The 17,947-nt window shown below is 48.5% G+C and carries 17 protein-coding genes, 3 pseudogenes and 1 riboswitch; of the genes and pseudogenes, 15 read left to right on the forward strand and 5 right to left on the reverse strand.

Going from position 1 to position 17,947, the window contains the following annotated elements; translation table 11 throughout:
- Positions 1-223 precede the first annotated feature (223 nt).
- The 3 genes from JCM17471_RS06490 (at position 224) to JCM17471_RS06500 (ending at position 4,366) form a co-directional block, all read left to right on the forward strand.
- The gene (locus JCM17471_RS06490) at positions 224-1,915 is read left to right on the forward strand and encodes a lectin-like domain-containing protein (protein WP_156321631.1); all 1,692 of its coding nucleotides are present in this window, start codon (positions 224-226) and stop codon (positions 1,913-1,915) included.
- Positions 1,916-2,327: 412 nt separating this feature from the next.
- Positions 2,328-2,726, forward strand: a complete 399-nt coding sequence (locus tag JCM17471_RS06495; protein ID WP_054777274.1) for an L-type lectin family protein — start codon at positions 2,328-2,330, stop codon at positions 2,724-2,726.
- On the forward strand, positions 2,723-4,366 hold the full coding sequence (locus JCM17471_RS06500) for a WxL domain-containing protein (RefSeq protein ID WP_054777275.1): 1,644 nt from the start codon (positions 2,723-2,725) through the stop codon (positions 4,364-4,366). Before JCM17471_RS06495 ends, JCM17471_RS06500 begins: the two co-directional genes overlap by 4 nt.
- Positions 4,367-4,452: 86 nt before the next feature.
- On the opposite strand, the gene JCM17471_RS06505 is transcribed toward JCM17471_RS06500, so the two are convergent.
- The 4 genes and pseudogenes from JCM17471_RS06505 to JCM17471_RS06520 all read right to left on the reverse strand — a co-directional run bounded on the left by JCM17471_RS06505 (position 4,453) and on the right by JCM17471_RS06520 (position 7,784).
- Positions 4,453-4,851, reverse strand: a complete 399-nt coding sequence (locus JCM17471_RS06505) for a DUF956 family protein (RefSeq protein WP_054777276.1) — start codon at positions 4,849-4,851, stop codon at positions 4,453-4,455.
- Positions 4,852-4,971: 120 nt separating this feature from the next.
- Entirely contained in the window at positions 4,972-5,883 is a 912-nt protein-coding gene (locus JCM17471_RS06510; protein WP_054777277.1) for a PTS system mannose/fructose/sorbose family transporter subunit IID, read from the reverse strand.
- A 31-nt stretch (positions 5,884-5,914) separates the two neighbouring features.
- Positions 5,915-6,708, reverse strand: a pseudogene (locus tag JCM17471_RS06515) (PTS mannose/fructose/sorbose transporter subunit IIC).
- A gap of 93 nt (positions 6,709-6,801) precedes the next feature.
- A pseudogene (locus JCM17471_RS06520) lies at positions 6,802-7,784 on the reverse strand (mannose/fructose/sorbose PTS transporter subunit IIA).
- A gap of 364 nt (positions 7,785-8,148) precedes the next feature.
- Here JCM17471_RS06520 and JCM17471_RS06525 point away from each other — a divergent pair.
- The 12 genes and pseudogenes from JCM17471_RS06525 to JCM17471_RS06575 all read left to right on the forward strand — a co-directional run bounded on the left by JCM17471_RS06525 (position 8,149) and on the right by JCM17471_RS06575 (position 16,650).
- Entirely contained in the window at positions 8,149-9,111 is a 963-nt protein-coding gene (locus JCM17471_RS06525; protein ID WP_054777278.1) for an ABC transporter substrate-binding protein, read from the forward strand.
- Positions 9,111-9,845 carry an ABC transporter ATP-binding protein gene (locus tag JCM17471_RS06530; RefSeq protein ID WP_054777279.1) on the forward strand — a complete coding sequence of 245 codons (735 nt, stop codon included), beginning with the start codon at positions 9,111-9,113 and terminating at the stop codon, positions 9,843-9,845. Before JCM17471_RS06525 ends, JCM17471_RS06530 begins: the two co-directional genes overlap by 1 nt.
- Complete coding sequence (locus JCM17471_RS15140; protein ID WP_225354165.1) at positions 9,838-10,197, forward strand: ABC transporter permease; 360 nt, start codon at positions 9,838-9,840, stop codon at positions 10,195-10,197. The genes JCM17471_RS06530 and JCM17471_RS15140 overlap by 8 nt, the downstream gene beginning before the upstream one ends.
- A complete protein-coding gene (locus tag JCM17471_RS15145) occupies positions 10,194-10,571 on the forward strand; it encodes an ABC transporter permease (protein ID WP_225354166.1) in 378 nt (125 codons plus the stop codon). Before JCM17471_RS15140 ends, JCM17471_RS15145 begins: the two co-directional genes overlap by 4 nt.
- Positions 10,572-10,658: 87 nt before the next feature.
- Positions 10,659-10,834: riboswitch (Lysine riboswitch) on the forward strand.
- 118 nt (positions 10,835-10,952) lie between these two features.
- Positions 10,953-12,517, forward strand: a pseudogene (locus JCM17471_RS06540) (ABC transporter permease subunit).
- A gap of 10 nt (positions 12,518-12,527) precedes the next feature.
- On the forward strand, positions 12,528-13,265 hold the full coding sequence (locus JCM17471_RS06545; protein ID WP_054777280.1) for an amino acid ABC transporter ATP-binding protein: 738 nt from the start codon (positions 12,528-12,530) through the stop codon (positions 13,263-13,265).
- 97 nt (positions 13,266-13,362) lie between these two features.
- Positions 13,363-13,653, forward strand: coding sequence for a hypothetical protein (locus JCM17471_RS16790; protein WP_054777281.1), 291 nt, complete (start codon positions 13,363-13,365; stop codon positions 13,651-13,653).
- A gap of 44 nt (positions 13,654-13,697) precedes the next feature.
- Complete coding sequence (locus JCM17471_RS13410) at positions 13,698-14,027, forward strand: hypothetical protein (RefSeq protein WP_439646755.1); 330 nt, start codon at positions 13,698-13,700, stop codon at positions 14,025-14,027.
- A 2-nt stretch (positions 14,028-14,029) separates the two neighbouring features.
- Complete coding sequence (locus tag JCM17471_RS06560; protein ID WP_054777283.1) at positions 14,030-14,353, forward strand: hypothetical protein; 324 nt, start codon at positions 14,030-14,032, stop codon at positions 14,351-14,353.
- Positions 14,354-14,538: 185 nt separating this feature from the next.
- Positions 14,539-15,348 carry a WxL domain-containing protein gene (locus JCM17471_RS06565; protein ID WP_054777284.1) on the forward strand — a complete coding sequence of 270 codons (810 nt, stop codon included), beginning with the start codon at positions 14,539-14,541 and terminating at the stop codon, positions 15,346-15,348.
- A gap of 90 nt (positions 15,349-15,438) precedes the next feature.
- Positions 15,439-16,374: a WxLIP family cell surface protein gene (locus tag JCM17471_RS06570; RefSeq protein WP_054777285.1), complete on the forward strand. Its 936-nt coding sequence runs from the start codon at positions 15,439-15,441 to the stop codon at positions 16,372-16,374.
- A gap of 57 nt (positions 16,375-16,431) precedes the next feature.
- Complete coding sequence (locus JCM17471_RS06575) at positions 16,432-16,650, forward strand: LPXTG cell wall anchor domain-containing protein (protein ID WP_056993069.1); 219 nt, start codon at positions 16,432-16,434, stop codon at positions 16,648-16,650.
- Between the two features lie 71 nt (positions 16,651-16,721).
- Here JCM17471_RS06575 and JCM17471_RS06580 read toward each other — a convergent pair whose 3' ends face one another.
- Positions 16,722-17,864 carry a trans-sulfuration enzyme family protein gene (locus JCM17471_RS06580; RefSeq protein ID WP_054777287.1) on the reverse strand — a complete coding sequence of 381 codons (1,143 nt, stop codon included), beginning with the start codon at positions 17,862-17,864 and terminating at the stop codon, positions 16,722-16,724.
- Positions 17,865-17,947 lie beyond the last annotated feature (83 nt).

Genomic DNA, 17,947 nt, shown 5'->3' on the forward strand with positions numbered 1-17,947 from the left:
ATCAGAAATTCCTCAAACATATTAAGCACATATGGTTGTACTTAGCAGTGCAGCCATATGTGCTTTTTTATTTTTAAAATTATATTTATTCATCCAAAATCATCGTTATTACAATAATAATTTTCGAATATTCTATTTAATCACCATTCTGAACATGTTATGATGCTGCTATCATCATAATCGGAGGAAATTAACGCCAGCTCACGGGCGTCCATTGTCAGTCATGCGAAAAATCATTGTCAGCTTCACCCTCGTTAGTTTGCTACTGGTCGGTCTGATGCCCACATTGTCGGTCGAGGCCGTCTCATGGGGCAATCGCTACATTGAACCACCCACCATCAATCAGCAACCCGGGTTTATTCCCTTCAATCAGATATTTGCGCCGCTCTCGGTTCCAGGCAATGCGGCCAATGTCATCCGCGATCCCAGCAATCAGTATGACGTTGGGGTTGAGGTGAATCCCAATCAGACCAATCAATCCGGTGCGATTTGGAGCAAGGATCGTATTGTGGACTTGAGCGCCGATTCTTTTCAAGCTAGCATGGCACTCTTTTTCGGTCAGGTGCCAAAACAACCAGGTGATGGCATGGCTTTTGCCTTAACCGGTGTGCGCCCAACTGTCATCGGTAATAACGGCGCTTCTATTGGTGTCTGGGGGTCAAAGGATGATGACAGTGCAGCAGCGGCAGCGACCAACGCTAGAACCTTGAAAAAAAGCTTTGTGGTCGCTTTTGACACCTATCCGAATGCGGATGACTTTGACCTCAATATCTGGAAGAATGTTACGGCCAATACCAAACAATACATCGCACATGGATATCCGAATCTCGCCAGCAACTATGGCACCCGACAGGAATGGTGGTTCAACAGGGCCATTCTCAGCTTACCTACCGACGCGGTCACCCGATTGCCCAATAACCTTTCAGATGGCACTTGGCACACCTTTAATGTGAGTTGGCAACGCGATGATGACCACAAAGGCGGCACGCTGACCTATCAATTCGAGACCGGTAGTGCGCTGGGCCTCATCAGCAAAGCCGTGCACTGGACAGACAGTGACATCAATCGCATATTTGGAACACAAGAACTTTACTTGGGCTTCACAGGTTCCACGGGCAATAGCACTGAGGCCAATGTCGCCAGCTTTCGAGCGATTCCCGGGGTCGTGGCTGCCAATGGTCAGGCCAGCTTATCGCGCAATCAACAACCCGTTGATGCGACAACTGAACTCCACAGTGGCGATCGCGTCGATAGTGAGTATACCCTGATGTCAACTGGTGATGGTCGTCAGCCTTGGCCGCTGGCTGGCACCCTCACCGCTGTTCTCAATAAGCCTCAGGGCCTCAGCTATCTGACACCTAGTGGCTCGCACCTCGCCGTCAATCAGAGCATGCGTCTCAACGCCACGATTAACCAGCAACCCATCACATTGTCGGCCAAACTGACCACGGCAGAGACACTAACCATCACTGATATCCCTGCATTTGCATTGAATACGACCACGACGCTGCACTTGTCTCTACCGCTACAAGTTGATGCACTCACACCCGGTAGTGGCAGTCATGCAGTGCGTGCTCAAACGGGGACAGTCTATGGCGATAATGCGCACATCCTGTTTCAAACGGCGGCGACGGACAACACCCTTGATTATCTGCTGGTGGCGCCACCAGCGCCGATTACGCCTCCACATCCATCTGGTGGGATTCAAGTGCCCGACAATTTTGCATTCACAACACCTGAAGGTACCAATCCCACTGTCGCGGACATCATCAATCAGCGCTTCGATGGTCAATCCCCATTGCCGATGAATAATCGCAGTTGGTTGAGGGGTCCTAGTAACCAGCAGGATGCCATTCGCATTGATGGCCACCACAAGGCCCCATTACGCCTCAATGTGGCCATGTCACCTTTGTGAGTCAGCATACCCATCGCTTACTCAGCGCCCATGAAGCAGCCGCGCTCGAATTTATTCTGCGGGATGAATCGAACCAAGTCGAAAGGCTCACCCCAAAATTCGCGATGATGCACAGCCCGTTCCGATCAGTACCTTACCAATAGCGAGCAACGAGCATCGCTTCTCCGTTTTGGCATCAGGATTAGCAATCACTGAGCGCATCGCTAATGTGATCGCGGATGATTATCAATCGGAACTCACATGGGAGCTTGCCGCTGTGCCTGCATAAATTAAAGACACCGTTATATTCATTAACATGAGTATAACGGTGTCTTTTTATAATGTAAATTATTTCAAATTATTCTATATACCTCTCTAAATTATCGTGCTATGATTTTAAATAATCATTTATGGGAGGGAGCGGCCATCGTATTTGGCCAACAACAATCATGTTCAAAAAATGATAGCGCTAACTTTGTTGTTCATTCTATTTGTCTCAGTTAAGCTCAATCCCGTTTCGGCGGCCGATGTATCAACAGTACCGTGGGGCAATCGCTACTTTGAACCGCCCCGAACCAACGGCAGGCCAGGATTCATTCCTTTTAATCAAATCTTCTCACCGTTACAAGTCTCGGGAAATTCTGCGAACGTCATCAAGAGTGGCCAATACGATGTCGGTGTTGAAGTCAATCCACAGCAAGCCTGGCAATCTGGTGCCATGTGGAGTGATGCCCCCATTGTGGACCTTTCCTCAAGTGCATTTCAGGCAAGTATGAATCTGTTCTTTGGCAACGTTCCGGTGAATTTTTCTCTAATCCTGGTGATGGAATGACGTTTGCACTAACTGGTGTCAAGCCGACTGTCATTGGTAATAATGGTGCATCCATCGGTGTGTGGGGCTCGCAGGAAGCAAGTGCTGCAACTGGTGCTGCTAACGATGCCAAAACATTAAAGAAGAGTTTTGTTGTTGCGTTTGACACCTATCCTAATCAAAACGAGCTTGATCACAGCATATGGCCCGGTGGCGGTGGCCCGGTGCGTCAGTATCTTGCGCATGGCTATCCTAATCAGCCGAGTGCCTACACGACTTTTGGGATTCCATTTATCGGATCAAGAGTGGCACTGGACTTCCCAGCAGATGCTATCACCAAAGTACCCAATAATCTCGCCGATAACGCTTGGCACGCCTTCAACGTCAGTTGGCAGCGCGATGCCGATAATGGTGGCGGTACGCTCACCTATCAATTCAGTACAGGAGGCAACTTAGGGTTAATCAGCAAGAATATTCACTGGAGCAATGCCGATGTTACACGGATTTTTGGCACAAGCAAGCTCTATATGGGATTTACTGGCTCAACCGGCCTTAACACCGAAGCGAATGTTGTCAGTTTCCGGTCCATTCCAGGGATTGTCAGTGCTTCAGGTGAAGTTGAACTGTACAAAAATAACCAGGTGGTCACTGCCAATACAGGCTTACAATCAAACGACCGCGTTAACTATCAATATGACTTGCATGCCATGAGCGATGGTAAACAATCGTGGCCCATTTCGGGCACACTGACCGCCGTTTTGAGCAAAGCATCTGGTATCAGCTATCTCAATACGAACGGTACCCGGCTCACGTTAGGCCAAACCATGCCTATTACTGCCACGGTCGGCAACACCACTGTCACGCTCACCGCGCAACTCACCGCACTCGACACATTAACAGTAACCGGTATTCCACAATTCCCCCAAGGCAGGGACGTCAAGTTGTCCTTCACGATTCCCGGTCAAGTTGATGCCATGGAACCGGGCATTCCACCACAACAAGTCAAAGCGCAAACCGGAACTGTGTACGGTGATAATGCGCAGCTCATATTTGAGACCGCAACAGCTGACAAGTTACTCAGTTATCAGTTGATTGCCCCAAACAAAGAGGTGACCCAACCTGAAGTCCCAGACGGTGACCTCACGCTCGATAGCGTGCCGAGCTTCTCATTCAAGAAAGCAGATGGCACCAACCTTTCCGTCGCCGATATTTTTAATCAACGGTATCCTGGTGTCGCCAATCTTATGACTGATCGGTCACAATGGTTACTTCAGCAAAATACGGCACAATTGAAGTCAATCATCGTCACTGATGCACGTAATCAAAGCCCAGGATGGAATCTCAGTGTTGAAATGGGCCCATTTATCAATAAAGTGACGCAACAACCGCTCGAACAACACCCGGATGACGCCGGAACCGCAATGATTCAAATGATCATGCGGAATAACGTTACAACGAATACCCAGCTATCCTACCGTATTCGCGACATTCACCAAGTTGTTCCTGTCACCAGTGCGCCACCGGCCACAAAAACCGGTCAGAATTCGGTCAACATCTCTGCCGCGGCTGCCGGGATTGCCATTAAGCGCCTGCCACACATCATGGCAGGTACCTACACCGCACAGTTGACCTGGATGCTGGCGACAACGCCAACAGGATAAATCTACCAAAAAAGGCGTTGATATTCCTTCATTTAGAGGGATATCAACGCCTTTTGTCTTCAACAGGTAGGGTTCAACCACTACAATTAAATCCTATCACAACACAAGCTATGCTTTTTCGGATGCCTCTTCCGCCACCACTTCGATACTGATCCCACAATGGTTTTGGTGCGAACCAGCTTGGCTGAACCCAAGTGTTCACGCATCACCTTGAGTGCGGGTATCGCATCGCTCGCAACGAAATTAATCGTGCGACTGTCATCGAGATCGATATAAAACCCCCGAATGTGATTCTTCCACATCACTTGGGCGCGCACCAGCTTAATATTCTCCCACGGAATCTGGATAAACCCGACACCATTGTTGGCCCGATATTCGATACCTGCATCCCCCAGTGCCATGACACCGGGTTTTGGATCATTAGGGTTCAGCATCGAATTCACCTTGATTGCATATTCAACTTCTCTATTCAGTGATTCAACCATGTTTGGCCTCCTTAACGTGCTTGTCTACCTGATCAATTATAGCATGACAAAGGCCGAAACCCCGTGAGGTTTCGGCCTTTGTTTGTGTGCGCCCTGTAGAAGCACCACACCATTTTGCGATTAAACGCCGAAGATACCAGCCCAGTAGCCGAGAATCCCAACAGCGAATAAACCGAAGATGATAACAATAGGACTAACTTTCTTCCGCAGTAACCAGATACATAAGAAGGTCAGAAGAAGTGGCATTAAACCAGGAATCAATTGGTTCAATGTGTCTTGCAAGGTTGTTACCTTAGTTGGAGTAACGCTTGCGCCACCTTGGATTTGACCGATAACCTTACGAATTGCATCTGCAGTTACTTCGTGGCCATGTGTTAACGCACTAAAGTCAACTTGACCGTCCTTAGCAACCTTCACTTCGGAAATCTTCATAGGGAATTTCATGGTTGTCCAACGAGGTACCAGAACCCCCATGATGAACATCCCTAAAATTGAAGCACCGGTAGTGATCTTTTGCATCAAACCACCAGAGAGGTCTTTGGTGATGTTTTCCCCTTGACGGTAACCCAATTCTTGAGTGTACCAGAGGAAGGCCATACGAATTAAGTTCCAAGCCAGGAAGAAGATGATAGGTCCCATCCAGTTTTGTGACATCGCCATGGAAGCAGCGAAAGCACCAATAACTGGGCGAATGGTACCCCAGAAGATAGGATCCCCGACACCAGCCAGAGGGCCCATCATCCCGATCTTAACCCCTTGGATAGCGGCGTCATCAATTTGAGCACCGTTTGCGCGCTTTTCTTCAAGGGTTAATTCAACCCCAAGAATAGGAGCAGCTAAGTATGGGTGAGTGTTAAAGAATTCCAAGTGACGCTTCAAGGCGTCAGCACGGTCTTCTTTGGTCTTATACAATTTCTTTAAGGCTGGGATCATGGAATATGCCCAACCAACGTTTTGCATCCGTTCGTAGTTCCAAGAAGCTTGGAGGAACTGACTACGCCACCAAACGCTAATTCGATCTTTTTGGTTAATTTGATTTCTTCAGCCATGTCTAGTCCTCCTTCTAGTAATCGTTCAGGATGTCGTCGAGAGGATCGCCACCGGTGCTACCGCTGTTGCCACCCTTACCGCCGCCATTAAATTGTGGTGACAATTGCAGGTAAACAAGTGCGATAACAAGACCGATGATCCCCATAGCGATTAAGTTCAATTCGGAAACCGCGGATAACGCGAAACCTAAGAAGAAGAATGGCCAAATTGTGGTGTTGCCATCATGTTGATAACCATCGCATACCCAACGGCAACGATGAACCCACCGGCAACAGCCAACCCATTGGTAATTACATCAGGAATCGAGTTCAGTGTCCCAGTAACAACGCTGGTTGGCACAGCCATAATCAACGCAGCTGGTAACACAATCCGTAACCCTTGAAGCATTAAGGCGATCAAGTGCATGGTTTCAACACCACGGAATGAACCCTTCTTAGCTTGGGCATCGGCACCATGAGCTAACCCAACAGTTAATGAACGAACGAAGATAGTTAAAACTTGACCAGCAACAGCCAAAGGAATAGCTAAAGCGATACCGTTACTTACGCTGGCACCCTTCATGCAGACAAGAATGGCAGAAGCGATAGAAGCTAAGGCGGCATCAGGTGCAACAGCGGCACCGATGTTCATCCAACCTAAAGCAATAATTTGTAATTGACCACCTAAGACAAGGCCTTCAACTGGATGTCCCGTAACCAAACCGATTAAGGAACAAGCAATGATTGGTTGGTGAAATTGGAATTGATCCAAAATCCCTTCCATGCCAGCAAAGAATGCCACAATAAGTGCAAGAATAACTGCTAACATTGTTTTCCTCCTAAATATATGTCTGACCGCCATCCAAACGGTAAGGCAAGGATGGGGTCTGTCATTCCAATATGTGCTAAGTGTGACTCACACTTAGACGTTTTGTAACCCAGACTTTTTCAATAAATCATCGAGGTTGGCAGGTGAATCAGCTGGCACCTTACGAACATCGAACTTCACACCCTTGGATTCCAAGTGCTTGAAGGCATCGACGTCTTCTTGGTTGACTGATAACACGTTGTTGACCATAACCTTACCTTCGGAGTGCGCCATTGAACCGACGTTAACTTCTGGTAAATCAACACCACCATCGACTACCCGAACAACATCTTCAGGGTTTTCGAACAGTAACAAGGCCTTAGTGCCACCAAACGTGGATCCTTATAAATCTGGATCATCTTGTCAATTGGAATCACGTTTGCCTTGACACCAGGAGGAGCGGCCTCCGTAATCAGGGTCTTACGCAATGAGTCCTTCGCAACGTTGTCTGAAACAACAATGATCCGGTTAGGGCCAATTGACTTGGTCCATGCTGTGGCCACTTGTCCGTGTAACAGACGAGAGTCGATACGAGCGAGCCCGATCTTAATCTTGCCGTCACCAACAACTGTCCCCTCAGGTAATGCCCCTTGAGGTTGTGTACTTGCTGCAGAAGACTTCTCTTCCTTAGCAGGTTCGAGATTTTCTGGCTTGATCTTCACGCCATCGCGCCCAGCATCAACTAAGTGTGCTGCAATCTCTTGCGCGGAATCCATGCTGAGTCGAGAGCCATAAGCTTCGATCAACATTGGTAAGTTCAAACCAGTAACGATTGCCCACTTGTCTTTGTGAGCTTCAAACAAACCGTTGGACTGGTTGAATGGTGAACCCCCCCACAGGTCAATCAAGAAGAGTACTTCATCTTCTGGATCGAACTTTGCAATAGCTGCTTCGAGGTGGGCTTTGAGGTCGTCTGGACCTTCATTAGGCATAAAGGTGACTGCTTCGACCTTTTCCTGTTCACCAAAGATCATTTGTCCTGATTGCTTAATCCCGGCTGCGAATTCGCCGTGACTAGCGAGGATAATTCCGACCATGATGTCGCCTCCTAAATGATGTTATATTGTGCGTTACTAACAAAAAATAATAACAGTAATCGATAGATAGCTCTTGCACAGTCATTAAGTATGGTCTGTTAAACGGCCAAATGCAAGCACTTTCTGGTATCGTTTTCTGTCATTTTCATGAAAGGCCTATACCACCGGTTTTCGTTTTAGGTGTTTTTTATTCAAATTCGAACAAATAACGACAACAACGCGATTAACCGCTTTCAAAATGACCCAAATTAAATCGGTTACATTAGGCATGGTTAATATATGTATAAACATAATAACAAATTGGGCGTTATTCTTTGGCTATGCTACACTGACATTACTACAAAGATTTGGAGGCAGTATTGTTATGAAGAAATGGTTTCTCGTAGGTTTATTAGGACTCAGTTTGGTCACCTTATTGGCAGCTTGTGCGCCAAAGGAATCGAGCATCAAATCGTCATCCTCATCAGCTAGCAATAGCACAACTACCCACCTGACCTTGGGTACTATGCCCGCACCCGATTCCCTGCCGCTCTACGTAGCACAAGAAAAGGGCTACTTTAAGGATGCTGGACTCGATGTCGATCTGAAGAACTTCAAGTCGCCCAAAGATCGTGACACCGCGATTGCTGGCGGCCAATTGGATGGCGCCGTGACCGATATCATTGCATTCACCACCTATGTAAATGGGCAATTGGGTTGGAAAATCGGTAGTGGGCTCACAGGGTATTTCGGAATTCTCACTGGCGACGACAGCGTCAAATCCGTCGCCGATCTCGCGGGCAAGAAAGTCGCCCTGTTACCACGGCAGACACCACAATTCTATTTGAATACTGAACTGGCCAAAGCCAATCTGACTGAAAAATCGGTCAGCATCAGTGAAGTGCCACAAATTCCCGTGCGGCTGCAATTGGTTGAAAATAAACAGGTGAGCGCCACCGTCGTTCCTGATCCCTTCTTGAGTATGGGTAAGGCGGCTGGATTGCGCGTGCTCGCTCAAAGTAATCCCAAGAACTATCAAACAACAATCATGGCATTCGATCGCAAGATCAGTAAAAATGCCGATGTTCGCAAACGGTTCTACACGGCGTACAACCGCGCAGTTAAAACCATCAATGCCCACAAAGCAAGCAACTATCAATCAATTTTGACCAAGCAACTCGGCTATCCAACAGCCATCGCTAAATCCGCCAAGTTACCAACGTACACCAAGGCCAAGCGTGTTCCTAATCAAATGCTCGGTGAAGCGTTCAACTATGCCTATCAACATCAGATTCTGAAGCAAGAAATGGATTCAGAGTCTTACCAACTCAAGATTCAGGCTGACTAATGCTATCGGTGCAAGCACTCACGGTCACATACGACCAACAACCTATCTTGTCCCAGTTAACGTTTGATGTGCAACAAGAGATTGTTGCCGTCATTGGCCCATCTGGTGTGGGTAAAACAACACTATTACGCGCGATTTTGGGGCTCATTCCCACAAGTGGCACCATAACCCTCAATCAGACACCACTGAGTACCAAAACGCACACACTGGCGCTGGTACCACAGGATTACGGCCTCTTACCTTGGCAAACGGTGGCCCGCAATATTGCCCTTGCCCCACAGATACGGCAACACCACAAGTTATCACCCGCTCAGCAAGAGCACGTGACGCAGTTGATGACCACGCTGGGTTTAACGCAGGTTGCGCAACGATTTCCCGGGCAATTGAGTGGTGGCCAGCAGCAACGCGTGGCACTCGCGCGGGCATTTGCGCTGATACCGGATCTCCTATTGCTCGACGAGGCCTTCTCGGCACTCGACCCCGTGCTCAAACAGACAGCGCACACTTTATTTCTCCAGCAATGGCAGCAACAGCCCGTCAGCACGCTTTTGGTGACGCACGACCTCACCGAAGCGCTCTTGCTGAGTGATCGGCTTCTGATTCTGCGCGATCACCACGGTGAAATGCGCCCCAATCCGCTGGCCGGCATTGCAAAAACCGATCGACGCACGCATCCGGATTTCTATCCACAATTGGCGCGCTTAGAACAGGAGGTGCAACTCACCTTTGGCTAAAAAAATCCGTTCGTTACTCTACGCCTTGATTGTGTTGCATCTGTTGTGGTGGCTCGCCGCAGTCATCGTCAACCGGCCGATTCTGCCGGCGCCTACCGTCGTCTATGCCCTGTTACCAAGCTTACTCACCCAGATGGGCTGGCACATCTACTTCAGCCTCTATCGGTTATTTTGGAGTCTGTTATGGGCCATGGTCATCGGCACGCTGACCGGTATCATCATCGTGCGCTTTCCCCGCGTGGGCGCATGGGTGGATCCCCTGGTGTACTTCACCTATCCGATCCCAAAGATCGCGCTATTACCCGTTGTCATGCTCTTGATGGGGCTGGGTGATGCGTCAAAATCACAATGATCACCTTGATTGTGGTCTTCCAAGTCATCATTACCGTGCGCGATTACGTTGCGGCCATTCCTGAATCCATCTATCAATCACTGAATATCCTGAATGCCACCCGCTTTGAACGTTTCCGGTACGTCACCTGGCCAGCGTCTTTATCGGGGATTATTTCCGCCTTTCGATTGGCACTAGGAACCGCCATCGCCACTTTATTTTTCACCGAGGTGTATGGCACGCAATTTGGGCTGGGCTACTTCATCATGGACGCTTGGTATCGACTCGATTATCCCGCGATGTACGGCGGTATCATCGTAATCAGCCTCGTTGCCTTCATTCTGTTTGGCCTCTTGAATCTGGCCGAACGTTACCTGGTTAAGTGGCAGAAGTAAGGGCTTGCATCATATTTCCCTAGAAATACTGCCTTGACAAAAATGAGATGGGTATTATAAACTCATGGCAGACATTTGAATACACCACCAAGAAATAGAGGTCGCGGTCGATCACAAACCCTGAGGAGTGCCCTAACACGTTGAATCAGGCTCAAGGATCACCGCCGAAATGGTGCGTTATATACGGGATAACGTACTGTTGGGCCAGCGGGTGAATAACTCCTGGACTGTCTTAGCATTTGCTAAGGAGCGCTATGATTCTGGTTTTATACTAAAATCGCAGAGTCGACCTTTATTAGCATTCTCTAATAAAGGTCGATTTTGTTTCTCTATTTCCCAACGGTAAAACGCGAAAGCGAAAACGAAGGGAGAAATGTCAGCATGAAGAAGTTTTGGTTAGTGATGAGCGCACTTTTGCTCTGGATTGGGTTCAACGTACAGGAGGCAACCGTCCACGCGGCGGATGATACCTTCAAGGTCGGCATGGAAGCGGGTTATGCGCCGTATAACTGGACGCAAGATTCTGCCGCCAATGGTGCCGTCAAGATTCAAGGCAGCTCTGAGTACGCAAACGGGTACGACGTGCAGATCGCAAAGAAGATTGCCAAGGCACTCGGCAAAAAGGTTGTCGTGGTCAAGACCGACTGGGATGGCCTCCCACCTGCACTGACATCGGGCAAGATCGATGCGATTATCGCCGGGATGTCACCAACACCCGATCGGCGCAAGACCATTGATTTCAGTAACGCCTACTACACCGCTAACCTCACCGTTGTGGTGCGCAAGAACAGTAAGTACGCCAACGCCACTTCCGTTAAGGATTTCAAGGGCGCAAAGATTACCGCGCAACTCAACACGTATCACTATGACATGATTAAGCAACTCACGGGTGCCATCAAGGAACCCGCGATGAACAACTTCCCAGCCATGCGTGTGCGCTCGATTCCGGGACCATCGATGGCTATGTTTCAGAAGTACCAGAAGGGATTACGGCAGAATCAGCAAATCCTAACCTGAAGTATATTCGCTTCAAGGGGACGAACGGTTTTAAGACCAGCCCAGACGATAACGTCTCTGCAGTCGGCCTGCGTAAGAACGATCCCGACAAGGCTGCCATCAACGCTGAACTGGCAAAAATTAGTCCCAGTGAACGCAATCGCTTGATGAAGCAAGCGGTGGCACAACAGCCAAAGACCGACAGCAACAGTAACTGGTTCATGACCATCATGAAGCAATACGGCCCAATGTTGTTACGCGGGACAGGAATGACACTCCTGATTTCCTTAGTTGGGACCATCGTCGGCTTCCTCATTGGCTTGTTAGTCGGTGTCATTCGGACGATTCCACGGCCAAAGACAACCGGTAAGCGTGGTTTACTCGCAGTCGGCAACTGGTTACTCGCGGTTTATATCGAAGTCTTCCGTGGCACACCAATGATTGTGCAAGCGGCCGTCCTTTATTACGGTGCTGCACAAGCCTTTCATTTGAATATGGATCGCACAGCGGCCGCGTTAATCATCGTCTCCATCAATACTGGGGCGTATATCTCCGAAATCATTCGTGGTGGGATTATCTCCGTTGATCCCGGCCAATTCGAAGCCGCCAATGCACTTGGCATGAGCCACTTCCAAACCATGATCAAGGTGATTTTGCCACAAGCGATTCGCAACAGCCTACCTGCCGTTACCAACGAATTCATCGTGAATATCAAGGATACGTCAGTGCTGTCCGTCATCTCGGTCTCTGAACTCTTCTTCAGCGCCGAAACCATCGCCGGTCAAAGTTTCCAATTCTTCCACACTTACCTGATTGTCAGTGCGATTTACCTGATTCTGACCTTCACCATCAGCCACCTCTTCCGCCTGATTGAACGGCGCTTGGACGGCCCGAAGGATTACAACGTGATGAACAATCAGATGCAAGTCGAAACCCCAAAGATCGGTTAGGAGGATTATCATGGCTCTCATTCAAATTAACAACTTACAAAAGCAATTCGGTGAACATGAAGTCTTAAAGGACATCAATTTAGACGTGAACCAAGGTGAAGTGGTCTCTATTATCGGTCGTTCCGGGTCCGGGAAGTCCACCTTGCTCCGTGCCATCAATCTATTGGAACCACCAACCAGTGGCGAAATCACTTTTCACGGCGAGAATATTCTGACGCCGAAGTACAACCTGACGCAATATCGCGCCAAGGTTGGGATGGTGTTCCAGAGTTTCAACCTGTTCAATAACTTGAGCGTGCTGGACAATGTCGTTGTCCCACAGCAGACCGTGTTGAAGCGCTCAGCAGACGACGCCAAGGCCCACGCGCTCGAGTTACTCCAACAAGTCGGTATGGACCCCTTCATCAATGCGAAGCCCGGCCAATTATCCGGGGGCCAAAAGCAACGGGTCGCTATTGCCCGTGCGGTGGCCATGGATCCTGAAGTCGTCTTGTTCGATGAACCAACCAGTGCGCTTGATCCCGAGATGGTGGATGATGTGTTGGCGGCAATGACCGCACTCGCCCACACCGGTCTCACCATGATCATCGTGACCCATGAAATGGCGTTTGCGCGTGATATTTCAGATCGCGTGGTCTTCATGGATCAGGGTGTCATCGCTGAAGAAGGCTCACCAGAACAAATCTTCAATCACCCCACACAAGAAAGCACGCAAGCCTTCTTGAAGCGTTACCTGAATCGCGCCTAATTATATAGAAGCAAAATTGATTCTGTCGCAAGCACAATTTTGCTCATTCAACTAACAAAAACCGTCATGCCCGTTATGGGACATGACGGTTTTTTCGTTGGTTAAACAACACAATTTGATTACAAAAGAACAAGTGAGTTGTAATTTGCGGAAACATTACATAGAATCAAATTATCATGAAAAAGAAAACCTTTTACGCCATTGGTGGTTATGGCTACTGCTATTGCTTGCCGTTGCTGGTGGGACAGCCACCTACATCGCAACAACACATCAAGCAGCGCCTAAGAGAACCACGACCAAGACTGTCGCTAAAGCCATTGATTGGCAGCAACCTTCTGAAAAAAGGCTTATCCAAATGCCAAGCAAACCACAAAGTTCAATATTTTAGTATCCACCACCAAGCATCGCGTCTTCTTGCGTTCAAAAAACAAGGTGCTCTACACAATGTATGCTTCCACGGGTAAAGATAATTCGACGCCGAAAGGGACGTTTGAAATTCAAACCGAGCGCGGCCAATTCTTCTATAACAGTAAATCCGGTGAAGGGGCTCATTACTGGACCTCATTCAAAGATCACGGTATCTACCTCTTTCACACGGTGCCTACGAATCGGAAAGGTCACTACCTGAAGGATGAAGCCAAGCGCTCGGCCACAGTGCTAACTCGCACGGCTGTGTGCGTCTCAGTGTGCCGGATGCCAAATATATTTTTGAACAAGTCCCTACTGGAACGCCTGTTACTGTCATTTAATGAGGTGAATTGATTATGCTTGTCTATACCGCTCTCCAACTGCTTCAAGTTGAACATTCAGCAGTACCGCGCCAACAATTTGTGATTACCGAGGCTGATGGCAAACCCAACAGTTATCTCACAGAGCTCCTGCAGGATTGCCTGAGTAAGATTGATATCTTCGTCAATCTTGGTGATACCCATTCCGTCAGTGATATCATCAATGAACTGACGCGCCTTACCCCACTGCCAGATGATGTGCTCGATGAATACCACAAAATTCTGACGCAACCCATCAGCAGTGTGAATGTTGCCTTTCATAAGCAAGTCATTGAATTAGTAATTGATCGCAATAATTAAATTAAAGCAGCCACTAACAATTAATTTATCCATTAATTGTTAGTGGCTGCTTTTTATTTTAATTAAAATTATTTTGTTCAATATTTTCAATACGTTATTCCATTGTCATCATTTACTTCTCCTCCTATAATAGGTTTAACCCAACTCAATTGGGAAAAACACTTTTTACATTGGAGGAATCGACCATGCGTAAAGGGATCTATTTCGCAACATTACTCTCATTATCCGCAATCACACTACTAACAGTTAGTCCTCAACTTGTCGGCGCTGCTGCCTTAAACACAGCCGGCCCAGGTAAAGCAGACACAAATATCAGTGAAGCCACTACTATCGGTGAAGGTTTTCTGAGTGCTGATGCCGCACCAGCTAGCGCAAATTCTACTGCAGAATTTACCGTTACTCCTGGAAACCTGACGCTCGATCGCGTACCGGATTTTCAATTTGGTGACATCAAGACTTCGCAACTTGTTACGAAATCAACTACAACCGCTAACCTCAATTCCAGCTCGAACGATGCAAAGACTGGTGGCACTTCCAAGGGCAAAAATGCTTTTGATGGTAACTCTGACGGTGTACTTCAAGTCACCGACTATCGTGGCACCAATGCTGGCTGGGTGGTCTACGGCCAGATTACCCCATTTACCGTGTTGAACCCAACTTCTATCGAAGGTTCTAAGACCGCCGCTAACGGCAGTACTCTGACCGGTAACCTGACTTTGAAAGCTGTCACACCAACTGCTTTTGACGGTGATAACGCTATTCCCACCAAAGAAGTCTCTGTTATCACTGGTGACAAAGGCGGCCAACTAGGATCATCAACTGCTGTCTGGCAAGCTGCAGTTGATACAGGTCAAGGTCAAAACAACGTCAAGTTTGGTGCGGGCACGGCCACACTCACACTCAAGCGAAACGCGCATACAGATGCTCAGACCTACCAAGCAACCCTGCGCTGGACGCTCGCCAACGTACCAGCCGCAGAGGTACCAGCCGGCTAATTAATGTCGTGACTCCATTTGACCGATGCGACCCAAACTCTGGGGTGTGTCGGTCATTTTCATAATCAGCTCAGAAAGGAGCCATTCATCATGGCCAAAGTCTTACGCTATCTCCTTTTGTTGGGCGTGCTCGTCGGCTTGTGGGCGCCACAGTCAGTGCATGCCGCTGACGAAATTGGATTTAGTGTGCAACCACGTATTCCTACCAATCAATTGGACAAGGCCACGTGGTTTAATTTGCTCGTCAAACCAAACACCACGCAACCCCTCACCGTGCAGCTCGCTAACTTGACCGATAAGGCAATGACGCTCAACGCACGGATGATCGATGCCTTCTCGCAGAATAACGGCCAGGTGGGCTATGTTCCCGGTGCCACACGTGATGCCTCGGCGAAGTACACGCTCACCCAGCTTTCCTCGAAGCCCGTCACGGTTCATCTGGAGGCACAACAAACCAAGCCTGTGACCTTCAACGTCAAAATTCCAGCAGCCGGCTTTTCCGGCCAACTACTGGGCGGTATTTTCGTCGAGAACCCCACCAAGCGCACCCAAAAGAATGACGGTGTGCGCATCAACAAGCTCTTCTCAATGGTGATTGGCGTGCAGCTGCAAACCTCGACTGCCCTCGTTGCACCACGTCTGCAGTTGCATCAGGTCAGCCCGGGCATCTCTGAACAGAAGGCGGCCATTATCGCCAATATTCAAAACGATCAACCGCGTCTGTTTGGTGACTTAGCCATCAAGAGTCAGGTTCAACGCCGCGGTCAAAAAGCAGTTCTATTTTCGCGGCAGGTCAAGGGATATCAGATGGCGCCTAACTCCAACATGAATTTTGCGACCTTTCCTACCAAATCACTCACACCTGGCGATTACACCCTCACCATGGACGCCAAAGCCGGCACATTCAGCTGGCATTTCGTCAAAAACTTCACAATCAGTCAATCACAGGCGCAAAACTCAATACAGCGATGGATGACGATGCCCCGGCTCAATTTCCTTGGGTGTGGCTGCTCATTGGCGTGTTAGGTCTGGTCATTCTGTTGTTACTCTTCCTCATCTGGCGGCGAAAGAAGCGTGAACAAGATGATGCGTAATCTGATCAATGCCTTACTGCCAAGTCGCACCGTCCACGCACTTGATTCCAAGGCTTGGTTCAGCGTCACCGAGGGCCGCCAGCCACACAACTGGCTCAATTACTTTCCAGCAACAGGTGATAACAATCAATGGTATCTCTTGGTGCTTGGAATTGAGGTATTGATTATCGTCGGTTTATTCTGGCGACTGTGGCGCAAACGTCACTAACCAAAAAATGCAGTAACCTCACTCGTATGGGTGAGGTTACTGCATTTTTGGTTATGTTCCACGTGAAACTTTTACTTCTTCAATCCATCAAACGCCTGCGTCAGGTCTGCCAACAAGTCATCCTTATCTTCAACACCCACAGATAACCGAATCAATTCATCTTGGATGCCACTTTGTAGGCGGACTTCGCGAGGAATCGCACCATGCGTCATCAAAGCAGGTACCTCGATTAGGCTTTCCAGCGCGCCTAAGCTTTCCGCTAGCGTAATCACTTTGAGCTGCTCAACAAATGTGACAGGGCTCAATCCGGGTTGCAGTTCAAACGAAATCATCGCACCAAAACCATGCATCTGTTTCTTGGCAACGGCATAATCGGGATTATCCGGATCACCAGGATAATAAATCTTAGCCACTTCAGGCCGTGCCTTGAGGAATGCAAAGACCGCTTCGGCATTGGCCAAGTGAGCCCGCATCCGCAAGCCCAAGGTCTTCATACCACGCTGTAATAACCAGCTCTCTTGTGGTGCCAAAATGCCGCCCAGTGCATTTTGCAGGTAACCGATGCGCTCCCCTAACTCAGGGTCTTTGGTCACCACTAAGCCAGCAATCACATCACTGTGGCCGCCCAAGTATTTGGAAGCTGAGTGAATCACGATATCGACGCCCATATCCAGTGGCTTTTGAATGTATGGTGACGCAAACGTGTTGTCGATGATTGCTAACAAGTCATGCTTGTGCGCCAATGTCGCAATCGCTTCGATGTCCGTAATCTTGAGCAACGGATTGGTTGGTGATTCCAAGTAAATGGCTTTGGTTGCGGGTGTGATTGCTGCTTCAACCGCCGCAAGATTGCGCGTATCAACGATGGTAAAAGTCATCCCCATCCGCTTGAAAACCGCATCCACCATCCGGAACGTCCCACCATACACATCATCACCAATCACCATGTGGTCACCACTTTGGAACAGGTTGAATACGGTACTGATAGCCGCCAAGCCAGAAGCAAACGCGAATCCCGCTGTCCCGTGTTCAATCGTCGCAATCAGGGATTCAACGGCTTCACGGGTTGGATTACCCGAGCGTGAATATTCATATTGATTCTGACCCAGCTTAGGTTGATGGAAGGTAGACGCGTTGTAAATCGGAATCGACATCGCCCCAGTCCGTTCGTCCTCGCTTATACCGCCGTGCAGTAATTGTGTATCAAATTCCATGTCTGTATCCTCTTTTCCATTGATGGTAAGTCTAATCATCATCACGAATTTTGCTTACGTTAGTATAGCATTTTTAGATTAAT

It is taken from the genome of Lacticaseibacillus saniviri JCM 17471 = DSM 24301, from assembly GCF_001311785.1.
Lineage (GTDB): Bacteria > Bacillota > Bacilli > Lactobacillales > Lactobacillaceae > Lacticaseibacillus > Lacticaseibacillus saniviri.

What these genes read in the sequence shown, in the direction of transcription:
- JCM17471_RS06545 (WP_054777280.1), top strand. Translation starts at nt 12,528, where the DNA reads ATGGCTCTCATTCAAATTAACAACTTACAAAAGCAATTCGGTGAACAT.
- JCM17471_RS06505 (WP_054777276.1), bottom strand. Translation starts at nt 4,851, where the DNA reads ATGGTTGAATCACTGAATAGAGAAGTTGAATATGCAATCAAGGTGAAT.
- JCM17471_RS06580 (WP_054777287.1), bottom strand. Translation starts at nt 17,864, where the DNA reads ATGGAATTTGATACACAATTACTGCACGGCGGTATAAGCGAGGACGAA.
- JCM17471_RS06565 (WP_054777284.1), top strand. Translation starts at nt 14,539, where the DNA reads ATGCGTAAAGGGATCTATTTCGCAACATTACTCTCATTATCCGCAATC.
- JCM17471_RS06575 (WP_056993069.1), top strand. Translation starts at nt 16,432, where the DNA reads ATGATGCGTAATCTGATCAATGCCTTACTGCCAAGTCGCACCGTCCAC.
- JCM17471_RS06530 (WP_054777279.1), top strand. Translation starts at nt 9,111, where the DNA reads ATGCTATCGGTGCAAGCACTCACGGTCACATACGACCAACAACCTATC.
- JCM17471_RS15145 (WP_225354166.1), top strand. Translation starts at nt 10,194, where the DNA reads ATGATCACCTTGATTGTGGTCTTCCAAGTCATCATTACCGTGCGCGAT.
- JCM17471_RS06570 (WP_054777285.1), top strand. Translation starts at nt 15,439, where the DNA reads ATGGCCAAAGTCTTACGCTATCTCCTTTTGTTGGGCGTGCTCGTCGGC.
- JCM17471_RS06500 (WP_054777275.1), top strand. Translation starts at nt 2,723, where the DNA reads ATGACGTTTGCACTAACTGGTGTCAAGCCGACTGTCATTGGTAATAAT.
- JCM17471_RS06560 (WP_054777283.1), top strand. Translation starts at nt 14,030, where the DNA reads ATGCTTGTCTATACCGCTCTCCAACTGCTTCAAGTTGAACATTCAGCA.
- JCM17471_RS06490 (WP_156321631.1), top strand. Translation starts at nt 224, where the DNA reads ATGCGAAAAATCATTGTCAGCTTCACCCTCGTTAGTTTGCTACTGGTC.
- JCM17471_RS06525 (WP_054777278.1), top strand. Translation starts at nt 8,149, where the DNA reads ATGAAGAAATGGTTTCTCGTAGGTTTATTAGGACTCAGTTTGGTCACC.